Origin of the sequence: Pelagibius marinus (assembly GCF_014925385.1) — a bacterium.
GTDB lineage: Bacteria > Pseudomonadota > Alphaproteobacteria > Kiloniellales > Kiloniellaceae > Pelagibius > Pelagibius marinus.
Window position 1 is genome coordinate 313452 of the sequence record NZ_JACSDK010000016.1, and the last position, 6445, is coordinate 319896.

Here is a 6445-nt window from a genome sequence, read left to right on the forward strand (position 1 = left end):
CCCGGTTTCAGTGGGCGGTCCAGCCGCCGTCGACCGGCAGTGCCGCACCGGTAATCGACTGCGCCGCCGGCCCGCAGAGGAAAGCGACCAGCGCACCGATATCGTCGACCGTGGCAAAGCGCTTGTCCGGCTGCTGGGCCAGCAGCACGTCGCGGACGACCTGGTCGCGGGAAATACCATGCGACTTGGCCTGATCCTCGATCTGCTTTTCCACCAGGGGCGTCCAGACGTAACCCGGGCATATCGCGTTGCAGGTGACGCCGCACTCGGCGCCCTCAAGCGCGACCACCTTGGTCAGGCCGACAAGCCCGTGCTTGGCCGCCACATAAGCCGCCTTGAAGGGCGAGGCAATGAGGCCATGCGCGGAAGCCACATTCACGATACGGCCCCAGCGGCGTTCCTTCATGCCGGCGAAGACGGCGCGAATGGCATGGAAGGAGGAACTGAGGTCGATCGCCAGCACGGCGTCCCACTTTTCCGGCGGAAAGGATTCGATCGGCGAAACATGCTGAATGCCGGCGTTGTTCACCAGGATATCGACCTGGCCGAACTCTCCGGCCGCAGTCTCGATCATCTCGGCGATCTTTTCGGGCTGGCTCATGTCGGTGCCGGAATAGAGCACCTCGACGCCATAGTCGCGGGAAATCTCACTGCGCAGCGCCTCGATCTCCCGGGCCGCGCCGAAGCCGTTGATCACGACGTTCGCGCCTTCGGCCGCGAGCGCCTGGGCAATGCCCAGGCCGATGCCGCTTGTCGAGCCCGTGACGATGGCGGTCTTGCCGGCCAGCACCGAGAGGCTATGCGGTACAGCGGATGCGGTGGTGTTCAACATGGGAAGCTGGCTCTCCTGAGGTCGGGGGTCTCTGTCGGATCCAAGGATGGCGGGGTGGACGCAAGACCGGAAATGCCGTCTCGGCAACGATTCCATGTGGCGAGCCTATGGTGACCCGGCATACCTCGGGAGCTGCTACCCCAGCGGGTTTCAGGCAATTTGATTTCACCCTGGAATTGCCGGCCGCCAAAGCCCTGGAGCCGCCGCGGTAGCCGCCGCCCTGTGCCTTGTCTTTGCCTCCTATCCTGGAGGTCCTTTGGTGTGATCGTGATAGTTGCGGAGGCCCCGAGCCGGGTATCTAATGTGGCGATGCGGCAGGACTATTGGAGGGTGATTCGGTGGAACTCCAGCAGGTGCGCTACTTCGTGACCCTTTGCAAGACGCTGAATTTCACCCGCGCGGCAGAGCTCTGCAACGTGACCCAGCCGTCCCTTACCCGGGCCATCCAGGCACTGGAGGCCGAGTTCGGCGGCCCCCTGCTGCACCGGGAGCGCAATAAGACCCATCTGACCGACCTGGGGCAGATCGTCCGCCCCTATCTGGAGGGCCTGCTGGATCAGGCCTCGGCGGTGAAGAATCGCGCTAAGGAATTCACCCAGATGAAGGACGTCTCCCTGTCGCTCGGTCTGATGTGCACCATCGGTCCGCACCGCCTGATCGGCCTGATGCGCAACTACCGTGAACGCTATCCCGGTGTCGAACTCACCCTGCGGGACGCGACCGCCGAGACGCTTCACCACATGTTGGACGAGGGCGAGATCGACGTCGCCCTGCTTGCCTTCCCGGGAGAGACGCCGGACCGCTTCCACGCGCTGCCGCTTTACGTGGAGCGTTTCGTTATCGCCTTCGCGCCGGGCCACGAGTTCGAAAGCCTGAATGCGGTACGCCTCCGCGACCTGCACCAGAAACTCTACCTCAGCCGGGTGAACTGCGAGTTCGGCGACCAGATGCTGGAACTCTACGCGCAGAGGGGCATAGAGCCGATCCGGCCCTACCGCAGCGAAAGAGACGACTGGATCATCAGCATGGCCGCCGCCGGCCTGGGCTTTTCCTTCATTCCGGAGTTCTCGGTGACGGTTCCGGGGGTCAAGACCCGGCCGCTGGTCGATCCGGAGGTTGCTCGCACGGTTTCCCTGGCGACCGTGCGCGGCCGCCCGCACTCACCGGCCGTGGGCGCCTTCGTGCGCGAAGCCCGGACGACGCAGTGGGACGAAACCACCGTTCACTAGTTCGGCTGCCTTGAAATCGCTGCCCCGCGCGGCGCCGTGATTTCAGAAGCCGGGCCGGATTCCTCCCCCTCCACCTCGCCGCCCGTGATCAGCCGCGCGCCGCGCTGGAAGGTGACGTAGTTCCACAGCCAGGTCAGAGCCACGACGAAACGGTTGCGCAGCCCGATCAGGAAGTAGACGTGGACGAGGCTCCACAGCAGCCAGGCGAAGAAGCCGCTGAATTGCAGCCGGCCGAAGTCCGCCACCGCGGCCTTGCGGCCAATGGTCGCCAGATTGCCGAAGTCGCGATAGCGGAAAGGCGCCGGGGGCTTCACGCCTTCGACCCGCGCCCGGATCCGGTCTGCGACATGGCGCCCCATCTGCTTGGCCACCGGCGCAACGCCCGGCAGGACCCTGCCCGTCGCATCGACGGCGGCGGCAGTATCGCCAATGACGAAGACCTCCGGCCATCCCGGCAGCGAAAAGTCGGCTGAAACCTTTACCCGGCCGGCGCGGTCACAATCCGCGCCCAGCCACTTCGCCGCCGGCGAAGCCATGACGCCCGCGGCCCAGATCACGTTGCGCGCCTCGATGCGCGCGTCGCCGACGGCGACACCGGCCGCATCGCAGCGGCTGACCGCCGAACCGAGACACACCTCGACGCCGAGGCTTTCAAGGGCACCTTTCGCTTTGGCGGCGAGCGACTCCGGGAAGGCCGGAAGCAGCCGCGGCCCCGCCTCGATCAGGACGATGCGGGTGGTCGCGGGGTCGATCACGCGGAAGTCCCGGGCCAGGGCGCGTCTGGCCAGCTCGGCGATGGCCCCGGCCATCTCGACGCCGGTGGGCCCGCCGCCGACCACGACGAAAGTCAGGAGGCGCGCCCGTTCTTCGGCATCGCAGCCTTCCGCCTCCGCACGCTCGAAGGCCATGAGGATGCGCTCGCGGATGTGGGTCGCGTCGGCGATCTTCTTCAGGCCGGGCGCCACCTCCTCCCATTCCGGGTGGGCGAAATAGGCATGGCGGGCGCCGGTCGCCAGGATCAGGAAATCGTAGCCGACCCGGCGTTGGCCGATCAGGACCTCGCGGCGTTCCCTATCTATTCCGGTGACCCGGCCCAACTGCACGGCGGCGTTGTCCTGGCCGCGCAGGATGCCACGGATCGGCCAGGCGATATCCGCCGGCGAGAGGCCGGCCGTGGCCACCTGGTACAGCAGGGGCTGGAACAGGTGGTAGTTGCGCCGGTCGATCACTGTCACCTCGACGGGAGCTCCGGCCAGGGCCTGCGCCGCCGCAAGGCCGCCGAAGCCGGCCCCGACGATGACGACGCGCGGCACCTGCCGGCGTCCGGCGGCCTCCTTGTGTATCGGCGGCATGGCATCTTCCCAGGCTCAGCGCGCCGCCGGAGCGAACAGCCGGCGGGCGACCAGGTGGTCGAAGGAGAGCGAACCCGCTCCCTGTGTCAACACATAGGTCAGAATCGAGGCCCAGAGAAGGTGTTCGGACCAGTTATCCGGATAGACGAAAGCCTGGATGACGAAGGTGACCCCCAGCAGGGCCGCGGCGCCAAAGCGGGCACCGAAGCCGGCGACCAGCAGCACCGGACAGGCCAGCTCGGCGCTAGCGGCCAGATAGGCGGCGAGCTCCGGCGGCAGAACCGGCACCTGGTACTCGTCGGCGAAGAGCTGCACGGTCAGATCCCAGCTGGCGATCTTGGCCATGCCGGATTTCCAGAACACCAGGGCGATGCCGAAACGCAGGAGAAAGTCGAGCAGAGGCCGGGGAAAGCGCCCCAGCAGGTCACGCAGGTTCTTTGCCTGGGCGGCCAGGCCGGAACGTGGGAAAGCATGAAGATGTATCGTGCTCATGGGACGCACCTCTAAGCTTGAGTTGTCGGAAAGCGGAAATCGGCCAGAACGCCGGCGGCCAGCAGCCCGGAGAGCGTGCGACCACCGTCGAAGGAGGCATCAGCCCGGCTCGCGGCCCCCCAGGCGCACCCCAGGGGTACGCCGGCGCGCAGTGCCTGCAGGAAATCGAACTCGCAGGGCGACAGCGGGCACCAGACGACATCATCGTCGCCATCGCGATGGATCAGCAGGCGGGTGCCCCCCTCGTCGAGCCCGATGGTGGTCTCGGGATCGGCACCTGGCTGGTTGGTGCGCCAGATGCGGTCGATCGGATAGGACGAGGTGACGAGCCGGCTGGAGGGGTGCAGCGTGAGGACCACCTCCGCGAAGCAGCAATCCTGCAGCAGCGCCAGGGCCGCCGGCGGCAGGGCCGCGGCGTCGGCCGCATGGCGGGCCTCGTTCAGCGCCCACTCGAGACGAGCGACATCCGGCAGGTAGGGCAGTTCCATCAGCAGGGGCACGGCGTCCAGGTAGTGCGCGAAGCCGCCGCCGTATTCGAAGAGGCAGGGCGACGTCGGCGGCGACAGCTGAATGAATTCGCGGGCCAGGCCGGCGAAGCAGGGCTCTCCGAGCAGCCGCGCCACCACGGGATAGGTGGCGGCCAGAGCCTCACTCAGGGTGATCCGGTAGTGGTTGGCGTGGATACGCAGGCGCTGTGCCGGCGGCAGGCCGAGCGGCCGGATGGCGGTGTGAGACGCCCGGCTGTCACCCGACAAGATGGCCCGGCGCAGATCCGACTGGAGGGCGCTAAGCTGCTGCATTGCAGGGGCTCCCGAGCGCGGCGGCGTGCCTCGCATCGGCCAGCGCCGCCTCTTCAAGCAACCTCGCAAGCGCGGGCAGCCGATTGTCCCACTCCAGCAAGGCAGGCGCCTGGGGAAAGCGCGCGACGGCATGGCCGTAGAGCGCCCAGACGGACTCCGCCACCGGCGATCCGTGGTCGTCGATCAGCACGACGCGGCCACCGGCAGGATTGACCGCATGCCCGGCGAGATGGATCTCACCCACCGCCTGCGCCGGCAGCGCGTCGAGCCAGTCGCAGGGATTGCCCGCTGTATTGGCGCAGGTGACCTGCACGTTGTTGACGTCGCACAGCAGGCCGCAGCCGCTGCGCCGCGCCAGCAGGCCAAGAAACTCGGCCTCCGGAATCGTCGACGCGCTGAGGGTCAGATAGGCCGAGGGATTCTCGATCAAGATGGGCCGCTGCAGGAAGTCCTGCGCGATGGTCACGTTGCGCGCCACGATGTCGAGGCTCTCGCGGGTGTAGGGAATCGGCAGCAGATCGTTGAGATAGACGCCGCCAAAGGACGACCAGGCGAGATGTTCGGACACCAGGCAAGGCTCGATCAGCCCGATCAGGTCGCGCAGGCGCTGCAGGTGCTTTACATCGGGGCGCTCCACGCTGCCCAGAGAGAGCCCGACGCCATGCAGACTGACGGCATAGCTTTCGCGGATCCTCTCCAGGTCGCGCAGGGCCTTGCCGCCGCCCATGTAGTTCTCGGCATGGACCTCGACCCAGGCGATGTCCGGACGGGTGGCCATGACTTCCGCAAGGTGCGCGGCGCGCAGGCCGATACCGCAACGGGGGAAGACGGTATGGAAATTCCTCGGGAAGGTCATGGCGGCACCCCTCCGGTCTCGCGCGGCCGATGTCAGCCCTTCTTGGGCTGAATGCTGCCGCCGGCGATCTTGGCGCAGGAGCCGGCCGGCAGATAAATCCAGGCGTCGGCCTGGCCGTCGCGCCGGGACGTTCCGGCGCAGGAGGATGTGGCGGTCTGGCAGTCGTTGCTGCCGGCCTTGACCACACCGAAGCACTTCTCGAACTTGAAATCGGGCTTGGCTGCTGGCCCGCCCTGTGCTTCCGAAGTGAACACGGCAGGCAGGGTCGCGGCGCCGACGAGGGATGCGGCCACCACGAGAGTCGCGGTCTTCATGAGACATCTCCGTTGGTTCTGTGGTTCTCAGCAAGGACCAGCCGGCTGTCCGTTGCCGTCACTCTTGGCCCTTACCTGTATCGGGAGCATGCCTGCGGCGCCGCGCGGGCGGAAATGCGGAAAGGGCATAGGATCGATACGCCGACTGAAAGTCAGGGTAGCGCTCAACTACCCTCCGACTGCAGCACCGTCCCGGTTTGAGCCGCCGGAAATGTCCGGTGTGGGTCAAAAACCGAACTTTACATGGCACCTATCGAAGTCGGTTAGGAGCGCCAGAGGCGACATTTGCTGTAGTCTGGCCCCTTCTCACCCCGAGGAACCAAATCCAATCTCTGAAGGTGGGCACTGGAGCCTCGCGGCCGATCAGAGGCGAGAGAGCTGAATGCCGTCGCAAGGCTGCCGGGCCGCGAGCCGCGGGGCCTTCAGGGCCGGGACGGAAATGGTGCGCCGGGTAGCGATGCCAGCCTCCTCAGGAACCAGATGCTCGGTACCGTTCCTGGCTTCTCTGCTGGTTGACCGGACCAAACGGCCTCTCTCTGGCCTGATCTGGCCGAAGGACGGCTGCGCCTC

General features: G+C 66.8%; 8 protein-coding genes. 1 reads left to right on the top strand and 7 read right to left on the bottom strand.

All coding sequences use genetic code 11. The features are described from left to right. Nucleotides 1-7 precede the first annotated feature (7 nt). A complete protein-coding gene (locus H7X47_RS21045; RefSeq protein ID WP_193370702.1) occupies nt 8-832 on the bottom strand; it encodes a 3-hydroxybutyrate dehydrogenase in 825 nt (274 codons plus the stop codon). 338 nt (nt 833-1170) lie between these two features. Here H7X47_RS21045 and H7X47_RS21050 point away from each other — a divergent pair, with 338 nt between their 5' ends. Continuing rightward, nucleotides 1171-2061: a LysR family transcriptional regulator gene (locus H7X47_RS21050; protein WP_193370703.1), complete on the top strand. Its 891-nt coding sequence runs from the start codon at nt 1171-1173 to the stop codon at nt 2059-2061. Here the strand turns inward: H7X47_RS21050 and H7X47_RS21055 are convergent. The 6 genes from H7X47_RS21055 to H7X47_RS25915 form a co-directional block, all read right to left on the bottom strand. Then, nucleotides 2058-3413, bottom strand: a complete 1356-nt coding sequence (locus tag H7X47_RS21055; RefSeq protein WP_193370704.1) for an NAD(P)/FAD-dependent oxidoreductase — start codon at nt 3411-3413, stop codon at nt 2058-2060. The two genes, H7X47_RS21050 and H7X47_RS21055, sit on opposite strands and share 4 nt — an antisense overlap. A gap of 15 nt (nt 3414-3428) precedes the next feature. Continuing rightward, the gene (locus H7X47_RS21060) at nt 3429-3905 is read right to left on the bottom strand and encodes a DoxX family protein (RefSeq protein WP_193370705.1); all 477 of its coding nucleotides are present in this window, start codon (nt 3903-3905) and stop codon (nt 3429-3431) included. 11 nt (nt 3906-3916) lie between these two features. Beyond that, entirely contained in the window at nt 3917-4705 is a 789-nt protein-coding gene (locus tag H7X47_RS21065; protein WP_193370706.1) for an HvfC/BufC N-terminal domain-containing protein, read from the bottom strand. Then, entirely contained in the window at nt 4692-5561 is an 870-nt protein-coding gene (gene bufB, locus H7X47_RS21070; RefSeq protein ID WP_193370707.1) for an MNIO family bufferin maturase, read from the bottom strand. Before bufB ends, H7X47_RS21065 begins: the two co-directional genes overlap by 14 nt. A 32-nt stretch (nt 5562-5593) precedes the next feature. Further along, a complete protein-coding gene (locus tag H7X47_RS21075; RefSeq protein ID WP_193370708.1) occupies nt 5594-5875 on the bottom strand; it encodes a BufA1 family periplasmic bufferin-type metallophore in 282 nt (93 codons plus the stop codon). A gap of 363 nt (nt 5876-6238) precedes the next feature. Continuing rightward, nucleotides 6239-6445: hypothetical protein (locus H7X47_RS25915; protein WP_227010644.1), on the bottom strand; the 207-nt coding region annotated here is incomplete at its 5' end.